This window comes from Novosphingobium indicum, from assembly GCF_014645195.1.
Classification (GTDB): Bacteria; Pseudomonadota; Alphaproteobacteria; order Sphingomonadales; family Sphingomonadaceae; genus Novosphingobium; species Novosphingobium indicum.
In genome coordinates this window covers 41,029-57,440 of sequence record NZ_BMLK01000001.1, presented here as the reverse complement: position 1 = coordinate 57,440, position 16,412 = coordinate 41,029, and the positions used below count along the sequence as shown (strand labels likewise).

Sequence of the window (16,412 nt, the reverse complement as noted above, 5' to 3'; positions counted from 1 at the left end):
GCCGCGTCGTTTTCTCAGCCCTGTCCGGCTGAGCCCGACGACTAATAGGGTGGACGCGGGGTTTCAAGCATAGGGGCGCTAACGCAGAAAATTGGTGCGGGTTCCCGAAAGTCCAAAAACTCTCGTGCCCTGCTGACGGCCCGCGCTGCCGCTGCTAGGGCATTGTCATGGAGCCCAAGCAGCATCTCTACCTCGTCGACGGTTCGGCCTACATTTTCCGCGCCTATCACCGCCTGCCGCCGCTGACAGACCCGGAAGGCACGCCCGTGGGCGCCGTCTATGGCTACACGACGATGCTGTGGAAACTGGCCGAGGATCTCAACAAGGCCGATGGCCCGACCCATCTCGCGGTGATCCTCGATGCCGGCAGCGAATCGTTTCGCAACGACATCTACGAAGACTACAAGGCGAACCGTCCACCGCCGCCCGAAGACCTCGTTCCCCAGTTCCCGCTCATCCGCGACGCCACCCGCGCCTTCTCGCTGCCGTGCATCGAGGAGCAGGGCTTCGAGGCGGACGACCTGATCGCCTCTTATGCCCGCGAGGCAGCCCGGCAGGGCTGGGACGTGACCATCGTATCCTCGGACAAGGACCTCATGCAGCTCGTCGGCACCTGCGAGACCGGTGGCGGCAAGGTCGACATGCTCGATACGATGAAGAACCAGCGGATCGACATTCCCGAAGTGATCGAGAAGTTCGGCGTGCCGCCCGAGAAAGTGGGCGATGTGCTGGCGCTCATGGGCGACTCGGTCGACAACGTGCCTGGCGTCTACGGCGTCGGTCCCAAGACCGCGACCAAGCTGATCCAGGAGCACGGCGACCTCGAAAGCGCGCTGGCGGCGGCTCCGGCGATGAAGAAGTCGAAGCTGCAGGAGCGGCTGATCGAGCAGGCCGAACAGGCCCGGCTTTCGAAAGTACTGGTCACGCTCAAGGAAGACTGCACGCTTCCGCTGTCGCTCGACGATTTCAAGCTCGACGCGATTCCGCCCGAACCGCTCGCGGCCTTTCTCGGCAAGCACGGGTTTACCAGCCTGCTCAAGCGGCTGGAGGGCGGAACCGGCAGCCCGGCGCGCAAGACCGACCTCAACCCCGCCAAGCCGGTCACCGCCGGTGCCGGGGCCAGCGAAGGCGCATCGCGCCAGCCGCTGCCGGAGATGCCGGCGGTGGACTATGCCGCCTATGAATGCGTGCAAACGGTCGAGGCGCTCGAGCGCTGGGTCGAACGCGCCCATGCCGCGCACATGGTGGCGGTCGATACCGAAACCTCGATGCTCGATGCGATGCAGGCGGACCTGTGCGGTGTCAGTCTGGCGCTGGGACCGAACGATGCCTGTTACATCCCGCTCAGCCACGGCGGATCGGACATGTTCGCGGAAAAGCCCGATCAGGTTCCGCTCGACACGGCGATCGCGCTGCTCAAGCCGCTGCTCGAAAGCGATGCGGTTCTCAAGGTCGGGCAGAACATCAAGTACGACCTCAACGTCTTCGCCCGCCACGGCATCCACGTGGCGCCGATCGACGACACCATGGTTGTCAGCTTCGATCTCGACGCCGGCCGCCAGATCGACGGCATCGGCGGCGGTCATGGCATGGACGAGCTTTCCGAGCGCCACTTCGGACACAAGCCGATGGCTTTCAAGGACGTGTGCGGCACCGGCAAGAAGGCCATCCCCTTCGGTGAAGTCCCGCTCGCCAAGGCGACGCACTACGCCGCCGAGGATGCCGACATTACCTGGCGCCTCCACACCGTACTCAAGCCGCGCCTCAGCGACGAGGGCGGCACGCGCATCTACGAGCGCGTGGATCGCCCGCTGATTCCTGTCGTGGCGGCGATGGAACGCCACGGCATCAAGGTCGACCGCGACCGGCTGGCCCACCTGTCGAGCCGATTCGCTGAAGAGATCGGCGTGCTCGAAACCCAGATCCACGAGGTGGCGGGGCAGGAATTCACGGTCGGCAGCCCCAAGCAGCTTGGCGAGATCCTGTTCGACAAGCTGGGCTACAAGGGGGGCAAGAAGGGCAAGTCGGGCCAGTACTCGACCGACCAGTCGGTGCTCGAGCGGCTCGCCGGCGAAGGCGCGGAAGTTGCGACCAAGGTTCTCGAATGGCGTCAGCTTTCCAAGCTGCGCTCGACTTATACCGAAGCGCTGCAGGCCGCGATCAACCCGCAGACCCAGCGCGTTCACACCAGCTATTCGCTCGTCGGCGCACAGACCGGGCGCCTCTCGTCGACCGAGCCCAACCTGCAGAACATCCCGATCCGCACCGAGATCGGCCGCGAGATTCGCGAATGCTTCGTTGCCGAGCCGGGCAATGTACTGCTTTCCGCGGACTACTCGCAGATCGAGCTGCGCCTCGCCGCGCATATGGCCGACGTGCCGAGCCTGAAAGAAGCCTTCGCCAATGGCGAGGATATCCACGCGCGCACCGCGAACGAGATGTTCGGCACTGTCGACCGCGACACGCGCGGGCGCGCCAAGACGATCAACTTCGCCATCCTCTATGGCATTTCGCGCTGGGGCCTCGCCGGGCGTCTCGGTGTGGAGGCGGATGAGGCGCAGGCGATGATCGACCGCTATTTCGAGCGCTTTCCGGGCATCCAGAAGTATATCGTCCACACGCTCGAGCAGGTGCGCGAACGTGGCTATTCGGAAACGCTTTTCGGCCGCAAGACGTGGTTCCCGCGCATAAATTCCAAGAACGGGGCGGAGCGGCAGGGCAGCGAGCGTGCCGCGATCAATGCGCCGATCCAGGGTACCAGCGCCGACATCATCAAACGCGCCATGGCCCGAATGGGGCCCGCGCTTGCCGATGCCGGGCTGCGCGATGTGAAGATGCTGCTGCAGGTGCACGACGAACTGGTGTTCGAGCTGCCCGAGGGCGATGTCGCCGCCGCCTCGCCGGTGATCGAGCGGGTGATGGCCGAAGCCGCGCAGCCCGCGGTAGCGCTCGACGTGCCGCTGGGTGTCGAGGTCGGTTCCGGCCCAAGCTGGGGCGCCGCGCACTAGCGTAAAAATTGGCTCTGGCGGAACTTGTTGCAATGCAGCATAGTTCCTCATTCATGCTGGACCTCTTGAGACAGTTGACCGGCGAGTTGCCCAACTGGCTGGAACAGACGATCGTCGCGGTCGTCATCGCCGCGATTGCAGTGCTTCTCGCGCTCGTCGTGCACTACATTCTGTTTCGCGCGTTGCGGCGGTTCGCCAAGGCGAGCCAGAGCGAAGCTGACAATCTCGTCGTCAAGCGGCTGGTGCGACCGACGCGCTGGTCGCTGATTGCGCTCGGCGTGGTCCTTGCTGCACGCGAGACGCCGGCGCTCGATGCGATCTGGTCGCGTATCGGCAGCATCGTCATGCCCGCGCTGATCGGCTGGATGGCGGTCGCGATCCTCAATGCCTTCGTCGAAGCGATGATCCTGCGCAACGACATCTCGATGGCCGACAATCGCCGCAACCGCCGTCGCCGAACGCGCCTGTCGATTTTCGGGCGCATCGCGACGTTTCTTATCGTCTTCATCACCGTCGGCCTGATGATGCTCTCGATCCCCGGCGTGCGCGATATCGGCGTTACGCTGGTGGCCTCCGCCGGTCTCGCCGGTCTGGCAGTAGGTGCGGCCGCGCAGCCGGCGCTCAAGTCGCTGATCGCGGGTTTCCAGATGGCGCTGACCGAGCCGGTGGTGATCGGCGATGCCGTGATCGTCGGCGGCGAATGGGGCTGGATCGAGGAAATCCGCACGACTTACGTGGTGGTGAAAGTCTGGGACGAGCGGCGGCTGGTGGTGCCGACCAGCAAGTTCCTCGACGAGATTTTCCAGAACTGGACCAAGACGACGTCGCAGCTGCTGGGCACGGTGATGTTCTATGTCGATCCGCACACCAGGCTCGAGCCGATCCGCCAGAAGTTCTACGAACTGGTCGAAAGCAACGAGCGGTGGGACAAGCGCGTAAAGCACATGCAGGTCACCGAACTGACCCGCGATGCCATCGAAGTGCGGTTCCTGATGACCGCGCGCGATTCCCCGACGCTGTTCGACTTGCGCTGCGACATTCGCGAGGCCCTGATCCAGTGGGTCGCGGAAAACATGCCCGAAGCCATCGTGCGCAGCCGCATGCTGCCGATGGGCCCGGTGGACATCAACCGGATCGGCCCGATTTCCGGCGATGTCATGGCGCAGATGGATGGCGGATCTGCGGGCGAGGGCGGCCAGCAGGCCGCTGCCAACGGTTGACTCCTGTGTGTCTCGCGGGCGGTTACGGTTGAATATCGGCGGCGCGACCATACGATAGGCGCCATGGCCGATTGGATAGAACAGTTTACCGGGGCAATTCCCGCCTGGACCGAACAGCTCATTATTGCCGGTGTTGCCGCAATGGTCGGGATCGCCATTGCCCTGATTGCACACCGCATCCTCTTTCGCGTGCTGCGCAAGGTGGCGCATTCCAGCGAGAGCGAGGCTGACGACATTCTGGTGAAGCGGCTGGCCCGCCCCGCGCGCTATTCCTTTGTCGCGCTGGGCATAGCCTATGCCGCGCGCGAGACCCCGGCGCTGGACGTCGCATGGGGCAAGATCTCGGGCTTCGTGATGCCGGCCCTGCTCGGCTGGATCGTGCTGGCCCTGATGCACAGCTTCGTCGATGCGATGATGCTGCGCACGGACATTTCGGTGATCGACAACCGCAATGCCCGGCGGCGGCGCACGCGGCTCGCCATTCTCAGTCGCATCGGCACCTTCTTGATCGTCTTCGTGACCGTGGCGCTGATGCTCTTCGCCATTCCCGGTGTGCGCCAGATCGGCATTACCCTGATGGCCTCCGCGGGTCTCGCCGCATTGGCCGTCGGCGCCGCTGCGCAGCCAGCGCTCAAGGCCCTGATCAGCGGCTTTCAGATGGCGCTGACCGAGCCGATCTCGATCGACGACGTGGTAATCGTCGAAGGGGAATGGGGCCGGATCGAGGATATCCGGACGACCTACGTGATCGTCAAGATCTGGGACGAGCGACGCCTCGTCGTACCCTCGAACAAGTTTCTCGAAAACACCTTCCAGAACTGGACCAAGACCAGTTCCGAGCTGACCGGCACAGTGTTCCTCTATCTCGACCACGCCACCGACATCGGCCCGCTACGGACCGAATTCGAGCGGCAGGTGACGACCGATCCGCGCTGGGATCATCGCGCGCAGAACGTCACGATCACCGGCATGAACAACGAGACACTGGAAGTGCGGCTGCTCATGACCGCTGCCAATTCCGGCGACTTGTGGGACCTGCGCTGCGCCATGCGCGAAAAGATGCTCGACTGGATCCGCCGGACCACGCCTGAAGCACTGGTACGCCGCCGTACCTTGCCCGTTGCGCCGGTAGAACTGACGCCGAGCGCCGGCATGGTCGAAATGGTGACCTCGGGCGTGGCGGCGAACGACGAGGAAGATCACCGCCCGGTCTGATGGCGGTGACGCCGAGATGTCAGATCGTGTCGGAAACGATGCGGTCGCGCCCGGCCTGCTTTGCTGCATAGAGTAGCCGGTCGACGCCTGTCAGGAACTCGCGTGCGGAGGCCTCTATCGTCGGCGTGGTCGTACCCACGCCGATGCTGGCCGTGACCATGCTGCCGCAAGGCGAACTCTCGTGCGGGATCTGCAGCTCGCCGATGACCTCCCGGCAGCGTTCGGCCAGGTACAGAGCGGCTTCGGCGTCGGTTTCGGGCAGGAGGATCACGAATTCCTCGCCGCCGAAGCGCGCGATCACGTCACGCGGCCGCCGTCCGGCCTTTCCGAGCGCGGCGGCCACCCGGATCAGGCATTCGTCGCCGGCAATATGGCCGTAACGGTCGTTGAACTGCTTGAAGTGATCGAGGTCGATGAGGATGGCCGACAGCGTCGTGCCGTAGCGACAGGCGGCTTTCCATTCGGTCTTGAGTTGCCGGTCGAACAGGCGCCGGTTGGCCGCGCCGGTCAGCCCGTCCTCGAACGAGAGGGCTTCGAGGCGGCGCTGCATGTCGAGCAGCTCCTGCTCAGACTTCTTGCGCTCGGTAATGTCGAACATGAAACCGACGAGGCTTTCCACTTCGCCCTTTTCGTCGCGCACGACATGGACGACATCGCGGATCCAGACATAGCCGTTGTCGCGGGTCAGCGCGCGGTAGTCCGCCTCGTGATCGACGCCCGCCATCGACTGCGACACGCAGAAGTCGACCACGCGCTGGCGGTCTTCCTCGTGGATGCGGGCGGCCCAGTCGTCCACGGTCTTCCAGCTGTCCTGCGGCCAGCCCAGCAGCGGTTCGATCTGCGGGCCGATATAGGCGAAGGTCATCGTGGCCCAGTCGATCCGCCAGGGAATCGCCAGGGTCGATTCGAGCAGCGTGCGGTACACGTCGGGATCGAAATCGAATGCGCTTTCGCTCTCCTCGCGCGCGTGCGCGGCGCCGGCAGCCGGCTTATTCATGAAGATGTCCCCCGTGTTGCGCACCTGCGATCCCGGTCGTCAGGCAGAATACGCAAACTCATTGATTCTTCGAGAAACCACTGAGGAGAGTAAACGAAAAGTGCAAGGGGCTATACGCACAGAAAGGTGGGTGCGATCGCCCGCATCGCAGGCTCCCGGTACACGAAAAAGCCCGGCCTTTGCGGGGCCGGGCTATTCCTTGTCTCAGGCGCTGTGGACCTCAGTCGCCGTGCTTCTTCTCGCGCGTGGATTCGACCATGCCCGGGGCTATGAAGCCGATCGGTGTCACTTCCATGGCCCGCTTCTTCAGTTCGCCCTTCATCTTTTCGTACTCGGTTTCCATTTCCGCCGACACCGTGGCGCGACTGTCTTCGAGGGCTTCCTCGAAGTCGGCCATGGTCACCGATTCCACGTTCGCGCCGCCCTTGCGGATGGCGATGAGGCCGGCGCGGCGGACCACGTCTTCCAGATCGGCGCCGGTGAAGCGTTCGGTACGGTCGGCGATGGTGCCGAGCTGGACGTCGTCCGCCAGCGGCATCCTGGCCGTGTGGATGCCCAGGATGTGCTCACGTCCGGCCGTATCGGGCGTGCCGACATAGACCAGCTCGTCGAAGCGGCCGGGGCGCAGCAGCGCGGGATCGACCAGCGCCGGGCGGTTGGTCGCACCGACCAGCACGACCGACTGCAGTTCCTCCATGCCGTCCATTTCGGCGAGGATCGTGTTGACCACGCGTGCGGTCACCTGCGGCTCGCCCGTGCCGCCGCCCGAACCGCGCGCCGGAACGAGGCTGTCGATCTCGTCGATGAAGATCACGCAGGGCGCGACCTGACGGGCGCGGGCAAAGAGGCGGGCGATCTGCTGCTCGCTCTCGCCATACCACTTGCTGAGCAGGTCCGAGGACTTGATCGAGATGAAGTTCGCCTCGGCTTCCTTGGCCACGGCCTTGGCAAGCAAGGTCTTGCCGGTGCCGGGAGGGCCATAGAGCAGGAAGCCCTTGGCCGGGCGTATGCCGATCTTGTGGAAGGATTCGGGGTTCTTCAGTGGCAGCTCGATGCCTTCCCTCAGCTTTAGCTGCGCATCGTCGAGCCCGCCGATATCGGACCAGCCGATGTTCGGCACCTGCACCATGACTTCGCGCATGGCGGAGGGCTGCACGCGCTTGAGCGCCTCGATGAAGTCCTCGCGCGTGACCGAGAGATTCTCGAGCACTTCGGGCGGGATCGTGCGGGCTTCCAGGTCGATCTGCGGCATGATCCGGCGCACCGCCTCGATCGCCGCCTCGCGCGAGAGCGCGGCAATGTCGGCGCCGACGAAGCCGTGCGTGGTGCGCGCGAGTTCCTTGAGGTCGACCTTGTCGCCGAGCGGCATGCCACGCGTGTGGATCGAGAGGATTTCGCGGCGCCCGCTTTCATCGGGGACGCCGATGACGATCTCTCGGTCGAAGCGGCCCGGACGGCGCAGCGCTTCGTCGATGGCTTCCGGGCGGTTGGTGGCGGCTATGACGACCACGTGCGCGCGGCTGTTGAGGCCGTCCATCAGTGTCAGGAGCTGTGCAACGAGGCGCTTTTCGGCTTCGCCATGCACCTGATCGCGTTTCGGCGCGATCGAATCGATCTCGTCGATGAAGACGATGGCGGGTGCGGCCTTGGTCGCTTCCTCGAACACCTCGCGCAGAGCCTTTTCGCTCTCGCCATAGCCCGAACCCATGATCTCGGGCCCGTTGATCGAGAAGAAGTTGGCCTCGCTCTCGTTGGCGACCGCCTGTGCAAGGCGGGTCTTGCCGGTTCCCGGCGGGCCATGGAGCAGCACGCCCTTGGGCGGCGCCACGCCGAGGCGGGTGAACAGCTCGGGATAGCGCAGCGGCAGTTCCACCATCTCGCGCAGCTGGCGGATGGTGTCGCTCATGCCACCGACGTCGTCGTAGTTGACGTCGCCGCGCGCGTCCTGCGCTTCCTCGAAGGTCTCGCGCAGTTCGACTTCGGTGTTCTCGTCGATGTGAACGATCCCGCGCGGGGTGGTCGATACGACGTTGAGGCGAATCTGTGTCAGCGCATAGGCGGGCGCGTTGAACATGCGGCGCAGCTGCGGCGGAATGTCGGCGACCTGCTGCTGGCCGGTGGTGGCGACGAGATCGCCCTGCACCATCGGCCGGGCAAAGAAATTACGCTTGAGCGCAATCGTCGGCCCCTGCAGGCGCATATCCTTCTGTCCCGGCGCAAAGACCACGCGCTGGGCCGGACGCGATTCGGCCTTGCGGACCGTTACATGATCGCCCGAACCGACTTCGGCATTGCCGCGCTGCAGGCCGTCGAGACGGATGACGGCCAGGCTCTCGTCTTCGGGATAGGCGAGCACGGCGCGCGCGACCGTGACCGACTTGCCGGTGATTTCCAGCACATCGCCTTCCATCGCACCGATGCTGGCCAGCGATTCGCGCGACATGCGGGCAATGCCCTGGCCGCTTTCCTCCTGCCTTGCGGCTGCGACCTGCAGCCTCACCGTGCGATCTTCTACCTGGGTATCACCGTCCGCCATGTCGTTCCTTTCCAAGCGGGTGTGCCGGTCGGCCCGCGTTCGTGGCACCGCCAGCACTGTGCGATTCAGGAACTAGGTATCGCCGAACCCGATTTCAAACCGCCTTGTGGTCGACAGGAAAGGCGTGGCGGGACGGATTGCAGGCAAGAAAAAAGGCCCGGTCGTTGCCGACCGGGCCATGGAAGTTTTGGGAGAGGATGCCTGAAAGGCAGGTTCTGTATGCCTCTCTTCCCGATTTTGTGCAAGTGCGAAGTGAAGAGTTGATATTGCGAAAAACGCAACATTAGTTGCAAGGAAGCAAATCACACCCGGAAATGGCACCGAAAACCCTAGAAAACCGTCAATTTGAAACCTGACTCGGTTTTAAGTTGTGTCACACTCAAGGGGCGTACTCATGCGCCGATGCCGCTTTGTGTCGCATCACCTGCTGCACCGCGCAATTTACTTACCTTGCTGAGCAAATGCGCCGTGAATTCAACCGGATAGGAAAATGGCGCGGATTCGGCTTCCCGAACCCGCGCCGCGGTATGGTTGTTGGCGAATCGAATCAGTGCGCGAGAAGCAGCGCCGGTGCGTTGGCTTCGTCGAGGAAGTAGGCCGTAACGCCGCCGAACAGGAACTCGCGCATCCGGCTCTTGCCGTAGGCGCCCATGACCAGCAGTTCGGCGTGCGACTGGGTCACGGCGATGGCGAGAGTCTCTTCAGTCGAGCCGCGGCGCTCGTGCTCTTCGTATTCGGCGTGGATGCCGTGGCGCGAGAGATAGCGCAGTGCGTCGGTCGCCGGGAAACCGCCCGGCTTCTCGATCACCGAGATCACCTTGACCATCTGGCAGCTCTGCAGCAGCGGCACCGAGGCGCGCAGCGCGGCTGCCGACTGTTCACCGCCGTCCCAGGCGATGCAAGCGCGGCGAATCGGCATCTGCAGAGGCGTGCCGTCGGGCAGGGCGAGAACCGGCGCGCGCGAAACCAGCGCGAGTTCGCCCGCCAGGCCGCCCGATCGCGACACGATCACGAGGTCCGAAAGCCGCGCCGCATTGGCCAGCGCACTGACCGGATCGTCCTCGCTGCGCAGAACGTCGAACGGAACGTCGTCGCGGGCCATGCGCGTCTCGATATCGGAGGCGGCGGCATCGTCCTCGCCGCGGGCTTCCTCCAGCGCGTCGGAAATGACGTAGCTGCCGCCCATCGGGTCCATGGCGATGTAGCGCGTTACCGGGGTATCGACGAGCACGCTGACGTGAGCGCCGAACTGGCGGGCCAGATCGAGCGCGGTGTCGATGCGGGCATCGTTGCCCGGTTTGCGGTCGGCATTGACGAGAATCGAGCGCATGACGTTTTTCTCCCTCTGAGACACCGAAAGTACTGATTGGTGCCGCGATGGCCATGACAAAGATCAATCATCGCTGCGGTGTTGGTACTTCTTTGTAGTCGCGCGGCTTTTCGGGCGGATCAATCCCCCGGTCCGTCGATTTCGAGCCCGGCTGCGCGGGCGAAGAGGTCTAGGATGACCGGATCGCGCTCGCGGGTGCGGATTGCCGCCTCGAAGTGGACGCTCTGCCGGGGTCGGGGGAGCACTTCGCGCAGGGTTCCGGTGGAGAGGTGTTCGCGGATCATGGTCTCCGGCAGCACCGCCGCGCCGGTCCCGTTGGCGACGATCTCGATCAGCGTGCGGACGTTGTTGCAGGTGTGCAGTGCACGCGGAGAAAGTCCGTGGCTTTCCAGCGTGGCCAGCGTCACCGCGTGAAGCGGCGAGTGGTCGGGCAGCGACCAGACTGGCAGCGGCGTTGCGAAACCGCCCGCTTTGGCAACTGCGGCCCCCGCGGCCCAGACCAGGTCGACCGATCCGATCGGTGCGGTCCTCATGCCCGGGCTGGCAACCGGTCCGGCAAGAAACACGATATCGCGCGTGCCCGACAGCAACTGCTGCAACAGCCGCGCGGTGAGATCGAGTTCGATCTCCATCGTCACGCCCGGCCGTTCGCGCTCGATCGTCTGAATGAAGGCAGGCAGGCAACTGGCCGCGGCAATCTCGCCCGAGCCGATGCGCACGGTGCCGGTGGCGCCGGCATGGTCGCTCGCTTCGAGCAGGACCTGTTCAAGGCCGCGGCACAGCGGTTCGCTCGCCTGGACGAGCCGCCTTCCGCGCGCGGTGAGCACCATGCGCCGCCCCTCGCGCTGGAACAGGGCGATCCCCAATTGTTGTTCGATCTCGCGCACCCGCGCCGAGATTGCCGACTGGGTGGTGTTGAGGCGCTGCGCCGCTGCGGCGAAAGTGCCCAGACGCTCGATCCACATCAGCGTTTCGAGGTGAAAGAGGGCGATACGTTTCATCGCTATTCCTTATGGAATTCGATAAAAAATAATCGCTATTCGTAATCAAAGACTGTGTCTAGCTATGAGCGGAAACCGGAAGGGAGACTCATGAACAAGCTCTATCCCAGCGCAGAAGCCGCGCTCGACGGCCTGCTCAAGGACGGCCTGCTGATCGCCAGCGGCGGCTTCGGCCTTTGCGGCCTGCCCGAACGCCTGCTCGATGCCGTTCGCGATTCGGGGGTAAAGGACCTGACCTTCGCCTCAAACAACGCCGGCATCGACAACGAGGGCATCGGCAAGCTGCTGCGCACCAAGCAGGTGAAGAAGATGATCTCGTCCTACGTAGGCGAGAACAAGGAGTTCGAACGCCAGTTCCTCTCCGGCGAGCTGGAAGTGGAATTCTGTCCGCAGGGTACGCTGGCCGAGCGCATGCGCGCTGGCGGCGCGGGCATCCCCGGCTTCTACACCAAGACCGGCGTCGGCACCCAGATCGCCGAGGGCAAGGAAACCAAGGTCTTTACCGATCCCAGCGGCACCGAGCAGGAATACGTGCTCGAACGCGGCATCTTCGCCGATCTGGCGCTGGTGAAGGCGTGGAAGGCGGACGAGAGCGGCAACGTGGTGTTCCGCAAGACCGCGCGCAACTTCAACGTGCCCGCCGCCACTTGCGGCAAGGTCTGCATCGTCGAAGTGGAAGAGATCGTGCCGACGGGCTCGCTCGATCCCGATCACATCCACCTGCCCGGCGTCTACGTCCAGCGGCTGGTGCTGGGTGCGCCCTACGACAAGAAGATCGAATTCGTGACCACGCGCGAAAGGGAGTCGGCCTGATGTCCGAAGAAGCCAAGAAGGGCTGGAACCGCAACGAAATGGCCGCGCGCGCGGCAAGGGAACTGCAGGACGGGTTCTACGTGAACCTCGGCATCGGCATTCCGACGCTGGTGGCGAACTACGTGCCCGAAGGCGTCCACGTCACGCTGCAGTCGGAAAACGGCATGCTCGGCATCGGCCCGTTCCCCTACGAGGGCGAGGAAGACGCCGACCTCATCAATGCCGGCAAGCAGACGGTCAGTGAACTGCCGCAGACCGCCTTCTTCGACAGCGCGACCAGCTTTGCCATGATCCGCGGCGGACACATCGACCTAGCCGTGCTAGGCGCGATGGAAGTGGCCGAGAACGGCGACATCGCCAACTGGATGATCCCGGGCAAGATGATCAAGGGCATGGGCGGCGCGATGGACCTTGTCGCCGGCGTGAAGAAGATCATCGTCGTCATGGAGCACACCTCCAAGAGCGGCGATCCCAAGTTCATTCCCGAGTGCACCCTGCCGCTCACCGGCAAGAACGTGGTCGACATGATCGTGACCGACCTGTGCGTCTTCCAGCGGCCCGATCACGACAGTCCGTTCAAACTGGTCGAACTGGCCCCCGGCGTCACGGCCGAGGAAGTGGCCGCCAAGACGACGGCGCATTACGTGAGCTGACCCGGGTCGCTGGCGCCCGCGGATCTTCCCGCGTTCGTCATTGCGAGCCACAGGCGAAGCAATCCAAGGCGGTTTCGCCCGCTCTGGATTGCTTCGCGGCCTGCGGCCGCTCGCAATGACGAAGCACGGCGCTATAGTCGTGGGCCCATGCGCCATGATCTGAAAGCTACCTCGTGAAAATCTTGCTGACAGGCTCTTCCGGCTGGCTCGGCAGGCACCTTGCGCCGCTGCTGCAATCGCGCGGGCATGAAGTCACCGGGCTCGATGTGGCCCCCGGTGCGCATACCCGCGTGCTCGGCTCGGTCGCGGACCGCGATCTCGTGTTCCAGACGGTCTCGCACTACGGGATCGAGGCGATCGTCCATGCGGGTGCGCTGCACAAGCCCGACATCGTCCGCTTCCCGCGCCAGACTTTCATCGACGTCAACACCAGCGGCACGCTCAACCTGCTCGAAGCGGCGGTGGAGGCAGGGCATCCGCGGTTCGTTTTTACCTCTACCACCTCGCTGATGGTCCGCGCCGATGTGCGCGCCGGGGCGGGCGAGGCCGGGGCCTGGTGGATGGACGAGGCATTCGGCCCGCTCGAACCGCGCAACATCTATGGCGTCACCAAGCTCGCGGCGGAGAACCTGTGCCGGCTGGTCTCGCGCGAAAGCGGCATGGCCGTTGCGATCCTGCGCACCGGGCGCTTCTTTCCCGAAGATGACGATACCCACGCCATTCCTTCCGGACCCAACCTCAAGGCCAACGAATTCCTCAACCGGCGCCTGACCGTGGGCGATGCGGCGCTAGCGCATCTCGCCGCGCTGGAGCGGATCGAGGGCTGCGAGACGTTCGTCCTCTCCGCCCCGCCGCCCTTCGCGCGCGCCGATGCAGTGGCGCTTGCCGACGACGCCCGCGCGGTGATCGCCCGCCGCTTTCCCGAGGCGGCGGACCTCTACGACCGGCAGAGCTGGTTGCTGCCCGAGCGGATCGAGCGGGTCTACGATCCTGCGAAAGCCGAACGCTTGCTGGGCTGGCGCGCGCAGACTGACTTCGCGGCGATCCTCGCAGCGCTGCGCGACGGCAGCGAATTGCCCTTCGCGCACGATCCCGACTGGCTTTCGCCGGTTCTCTCGGCATCGCCCTGACGCGAAGGCACCGTCTTGCCGAGGACATGTCGGCGGCCCATACTCTCGTCAAACAGCACGGGAGAATCCGAGTAATGACCGACATTTCCGCCATTCCGCTGACCCGCATCGACGGCGCGTACGACAGCCTTGCCGAGCACAAGGGCAATGTCCTGCTGGTCGTGAACGTCGCCAGCAAGTGCGGCTTGACGCCGCAGTACGAAGGGCTGGAAAAGCTCTACAACGAATACAAGGACAAGGGTTTCGAGATCCTCGGCTTCCCGGCCAATGATTTCGGCGCGCAGGAGCCAGGCACGCATGAAGAGATCATGGAGTTCTGCTCGGTCAACTACGGCGTGTCCTTTCCGCTCTTCGCCAAGGCCGACGTCACCGGCGAGGGCAAGCAGCCGCTCTATGCCGAACTGACCAAGGCCCAGCCCGAAAAGGTCGGCCCGGCCGAGGAATTCCGCGAACGACTCAAGGGCTACGGCATGACCCCGACCGAGGACCCGGAAGTGCTCTGGAACTTCGAGAAGTTCCTGATTGCCAAGGACGGCAGCGTCGCTGGCCGCTTTGCGCCGGGTATCGAGCCGAATTCGCCCGAGCTCGTCGGCGCGATCGAAGCGGAACTCGCCAAATAAGGTTTGGAAATGTCCGGCGCCGTCTTTGGAACGATCCTGACCACGCTGGCTCTGGGCGTCGTCCTGGCGCTGCTCGCCCGCTACGTGCAGCGCGGGCGGCGGCAGGTGAGCGCCTTGCGAGAAACGTCGGACCCGGCGGTCAGGCGCTGGTTTTTCGAGCGCAAGATCGGGCGACAGGCGCTGATCATGCTGGCGATGCCGGGACTGGCGCTGCTGCTGACCGGCAATCTCCTCCGCGCTCTGCACCCCGGCGCCGAAATCGCGGCGCTATCCGCAACGGCGACGCAGTGGCTGGGGTTGCGGGCCGGTGACCTGGAGCAGGCGTTGCTGTCGCCCTGGCTGTTGGCCGAACTGGCGGTACTGATCTTTGCCATCGAGGCGCTGCCTCTGCTGCTGCGCTCGCGCAAGGTGATCGTGGCGGGCAATTTCGCCGTCCTGCGTCCGCGCAATGGGCCAGAGCTGGGCTGGGCCCTGCTCTTGGCGATTGTCGCCGGCGTCGGCGAGGAACTGCTGTTTCGCGGCTTTCTGCCTTTTGCGTTTGCGGATCTGGGTGTGCCGCTTCCGGCGGCTTTCCTGCTGCCGGTCGCGATCTTCGGGCTCTGCCATCTCTATCAGGGGCCGGTCGGCGTGATTGCAACCACCCTCGCCGGGCTGTTGCTCACGGCGCTCTACTTGATCAGCGGCAGTCTGCTGGTGGCGATGGCCGTCCATGTCGCGATCGACGTGATCGGACTGGTGATCCGCCCGGCTGTGGGGCTGGTACTCACCCGCGTGCTGCCGAGCCCCGCTTAGGTGCGGTTTCAGCCCTCGCCGGTCTCCACCGGACGCGCTGGACCGCTGATCCACTCGCTCCACGAACCGGGATAGAGCCGGGCGCCGGGCAGTCCGGCGATCTCCATCGCCAGCGCATTGTGGCACGCGGTGACGCCCGAACCGCAGCTCAGCATCGCCGGTTTGCCCTCGAGCAAAACGGTGAAGTCCTTGGCCAGTTCCTGCGCCGGGCGGAAGCGGCCCTTGTCGTCGATATTGTCGCGGAAGCAGCGGTTGCGGGCGCCGGGAATATGGCCCGCCACAGGATCGATCGGGTTGGGATCGCCGCGAAAGCGCGCAGGATCGCGCGCGTCCAGCACGAGCGCATCGCCGGTGCCGATATTGGCGAGCACGTCACCGGCGTCGACAGGTGTTGCGACCAGCGGATCGCCTGCCTCGAAATCCCCTGTCGGCGCAGGTCCGGGCATGGTGTGTTCGAGCGGCAGGCCTGCCGCTATCCACGCCGGCTTGCCGCCATCGAGGACCGCCACTTGGGCATGTCCCAACCAGCGCAGCAGCCACCAGGCGCGTGCGGCCCAGGCACCGCCGTTGCTGTCGTAGGCGACGACCTGCTGGCCCTTGCGGAGACCCTGCGCACGCAGCCAGGCTGCCAGCGCGACCGGTGCAGGCAGCGGATGGCGCCCGTTGGTGCCGTCTGGGGGGCTGGCAAGGTCGTTGTCGAGGTGGGCATGGCGTGCACCGGGCAAGTGCCCCTCGGCGTAGATTGCCGGTCCCTTGTCGGGCGCGCCGAGTTCGAATTCGCAATCGAGCAGCAGAACGTCGCGGCCCGAGGCGAGCAGTGCCTGAAGGTCTTTCACCGAAATCAGTGTTTCGAATGCCATGCCCTGCGATCCTGGACCAGCGGCTGCGCGATCCCGTCCGCGACCGTCGCGACGAGACAAGGGAAAGGGGTACGGGGCGTAACCGGCGATGTCGAGCCTCGACCGTGGCGGCATGTCCGAGAGGAAGGCCGCCCTGCCGCAGGCACCGCACCGGACCATTCCCGCTGCACGGCCGGGTGTGTGGGAAGCCTAAGCTTGTTGCTCGCAAAGCACCGATGAAGGCTCTTAGTTAATGCC

General features: G+C 64.8%; 13 protein-coding genes. 8 read left to right on the top strand and 5 right to left on the bottom strand.

The window, feature by feature from the left end; translation table 11 throughout:
- Window positions 1-167: 167 nt before the first annotated feature.
- From polA to IEX64_RS00225, 3 genes are all read left to right on the top strand, one after another.
- Window positions 168-3,008, top strand: coding sequence for a DNA polymerase I (gene polA, locus IEX64_RS00235; RefSeq protein ID WP_188817061.1), 2,841 nt, complete (start codon window positions 168-170; stop codon window positions 3,006-3,008).
- 53 nt (window positions 3,009-3,061) lie between these two features.
- Complete coding sequence (locus IEX64_RS00230) at window positions 3,062-4,228, top strand: mechanosensitive ion channel family protein (RefSeq protein WP_188817060.1); 1,167 nt, start codon at window positions 3,062-3,064, stop codon at window positions 4,226-4,228.
- 63 nt (window positions 4,229-4,291) lie between these two features.
- A complete protein-coding gene (locus tag IEX64_RS00225; RefSeq protein ID WP_188817058.1) occupies window positions 4,292-5,443 on the top strand; it encodes a mechanosensitive ion channel family protein in 1,152 nt (383 codons plus the stop codon).
- 19 nt (window positions 5,444-5,462) lie between these two features.
- Here the strand turns inward: IEX64_RS00225 and IEX64_RS00220 are convergent, their stop codons facing one another.
- The 4 genes from IEX64_RS00220 to IEX64_RS00205 form a co-directional block, all read right to left on the bottom strand.
- Window positions 5,463-6,440 carry a GGDEF domain-containing protein gene (locus IEX64_RS00220; protein WP_188817056.1) on the bottom strand — a complete coding sequence of 326 codons (978 nt, stop codon included), beginning with the start codon at window positions 6,438-6,440 and terminating at the stop codon, window positions 5,463-5,465.
- 220 nt (window positions 6,441-6,660) lie between these two features.
- Entirely contained in the window at window positions 6,661-8,976 is a 2,316-nt protein-coding gene (locus IEX64_RS00215; RefSeq protein WP_188817053.1) for a CDC48 family AAA ATPase, read from the bottom strand.
- 547 nt (window positions 8,977-9,523) lie between these two features.
- Window positions 9,524-10,306, bottom strand: a complete 783-nt coding sequence (locus tag IEX64_RS00210) for a universal stress protein (RefSeq protein WP_188817051.1) — start codon at window positions 10,304-10,306, stop codon at window positions 9,524-9,526.
- Between the two features lie 119 nt (window positions 10,307-10,425).
- Window positions 10,426-11,307, bottom strand: coding sequence for a LysR family transcriptional regulator (locus IEX64_RS00205; protein WP_188817049.1), 882 nt, complete (start codon window positions 11,305-11,307; stop codon window positions 10,426-10,428).
- Window positions 11,308-11,397: 90 nt separating this feature from the next.
- Here IEX64_RS00205 and IEX64_RS00200 point away from each other — a divergent pair, with 90 nt between their 5' ends.
- From IEX64_RS00200 to IEX64_RS00180, 5 genes are all read left to right on the top strand, one after another.
- On the top strand, window positions 11,398-12,120 hold the full coding sequence (locus IEX64_RS00200; RefSeq protein WP_188817047.1) for a CoA transferase subunit A: 723 nt from the start codon (window positions 11,398-11,400) through the stop codon (window positions 12,118-12,120).
- Window positions 12,120-12,773, top strand: a complete 654-nt coding sequence (locus IEX64_RS00195) for a CoA transferase subunit B (protein WP_188817045.1) — start codon at window positions 12,120-12,122, stop codon at window positions 12,771-12,773. The genes IEX64_RS00200 and IEX64_RS00195 overlap by 1 nt, the downstream gene beginning before the upstream one ends.
- A gap of 173 nt (window positions 12,774-12,946) precedes the next feature.
- Window positions 12,947-13,903 (top strand): NAD-dependent epimerase/dehydratase family protein, encoded by a 957-nt coding sequence (locus IEX64_RS00190; RefSeq protein ID WP_188817042.1) that lies wholly within the window; start codon window positions 12,947-12,949, stop codon window positions 13,901-13,903.
- Window positions 13,904-13,977: 74 nt separating this feature from the next.
- Window positions 13,978-14,523 (top strand): glutathione peroxidase, encoded by a 546-nt coding sequence (locus IEX64_RS00185; protein ID WP_188817040.1) that lies wholly within the window; start codon window positions 13,978-13,980, stop codon window positions 14,521-14,523.
- Window positions 14,524-14,532: 9 nt separating this feature from the next.
- A complete protein-coding gene (locus IEX64_RS00180) occupies window positions 14,533-15,315 on the top strand; it encodes a CPBP family intramembrane glutamic endopeptidase (protein ID WP_188817038.1) in 783 nt (260 codons plus the stop codon).
- An 8-nt stretch (window positions 15,316-15,323) separates the two neighbouring features.
- Here IEX64_RS00180 and IEX64_RS00175 read toward each other — a convergent pair whose 3' ends face one another.
- Entirely contained in the window at window positions 15,324-16,175 is an 852-nt protein-coding gene (locus tag IEX64_RS00175; RefSeq protein WP_188817036.1) for a sulfurtransferase, read from the bottom strand.
- Window positions 16,176-16,412 lie beyond the last annotated feature (237 nt).

Bases quoted from the DNA above. Each gene is read 5' to 3' on its own strand.
- IEX64_RS00205 (WP_188817049.1), bottom strand. From the start codon at position 11,307: ATGAAACGTATCGCCCTCTTTCACCTCGAAACGCTGATGTGGATCGAG.
- IEX64_RS00200 (WP_188817047.1), top strand. From the start codon at position 11,398: ATGAACAAGCTCTATCCCAGCGCAGAAGCCGCGCTCGACGGCCTGCTC.
- IEX64_RS00195 (WP_188817045.1), top strand. From the start codon at position 12,120: ATGTCCGAAGAAGCCAAGAAGGGCTGGAACCGCAACGAAATGGCCGCG.
- IEX64_RS00215 (WP_188817053.1), bottom strand. From the start codon at position 8,976: ATGGCGGACGGTGATACCCAGGTAGAAGATCGCACGGTGAGGCTGCAG.
- IEX64_RS00175 (WP_188817036.1), bottom strand. From the start codon at position 16,175: ATGGCATTCGAAACACTGATTTCGGTGAAAGACCTTCAGGCACTGCTC.
- IEX64_RS00230 (WP_188817060.1), top strand. From the start codon at position 3,062: ATGCTGGACCTCTTGAGACAGTTGACCGGCGAGTTGCCCAACTGGCTG.
- IEX64_RS00210 (WP_188817051.1), bottom strand. From the start codon at position 10,306: ATGCGCTCGATTCTCGTCAATGCCGACCGCAAACCGGGCAACGATGCC.
- IEX64_RS00185 (WP_188817040.1), top strand. From the start codon at position 13,978: ATGACCGACATTTCCGCCATTCCGCTGACCCGCATCGACGGCGCGTAC.
- polA (WP_188817061.1), top strand. From the start codon at position 168: ATGGAGCCCAAGCAGCATCTCTACCTCGTCGACGGTTCGGCCTACATT.
- IEX64_RS00220 (WP_188817056.1), bottom strand. From the start codon at position 6,440: ATGAATAAGCCGGCTGCCGGCGCCGCGCACGCGCGCGAGGAGAGCGAA.
- IEX64_RS00180 (WP_188817038.1), top strand. From the start codon at position 14,533: ATGTCCGGCGCCGTCTTTGGAACGATCCTGACCACGCTGGCTCTGGGC.
- IEX64_RS00225 (WP_188817058.1), top strand. From the start codon at position 4,292: ATGGCCGATTGGATAGAACAGTTTACCGGGGCAATTCCCGCCTGGACC.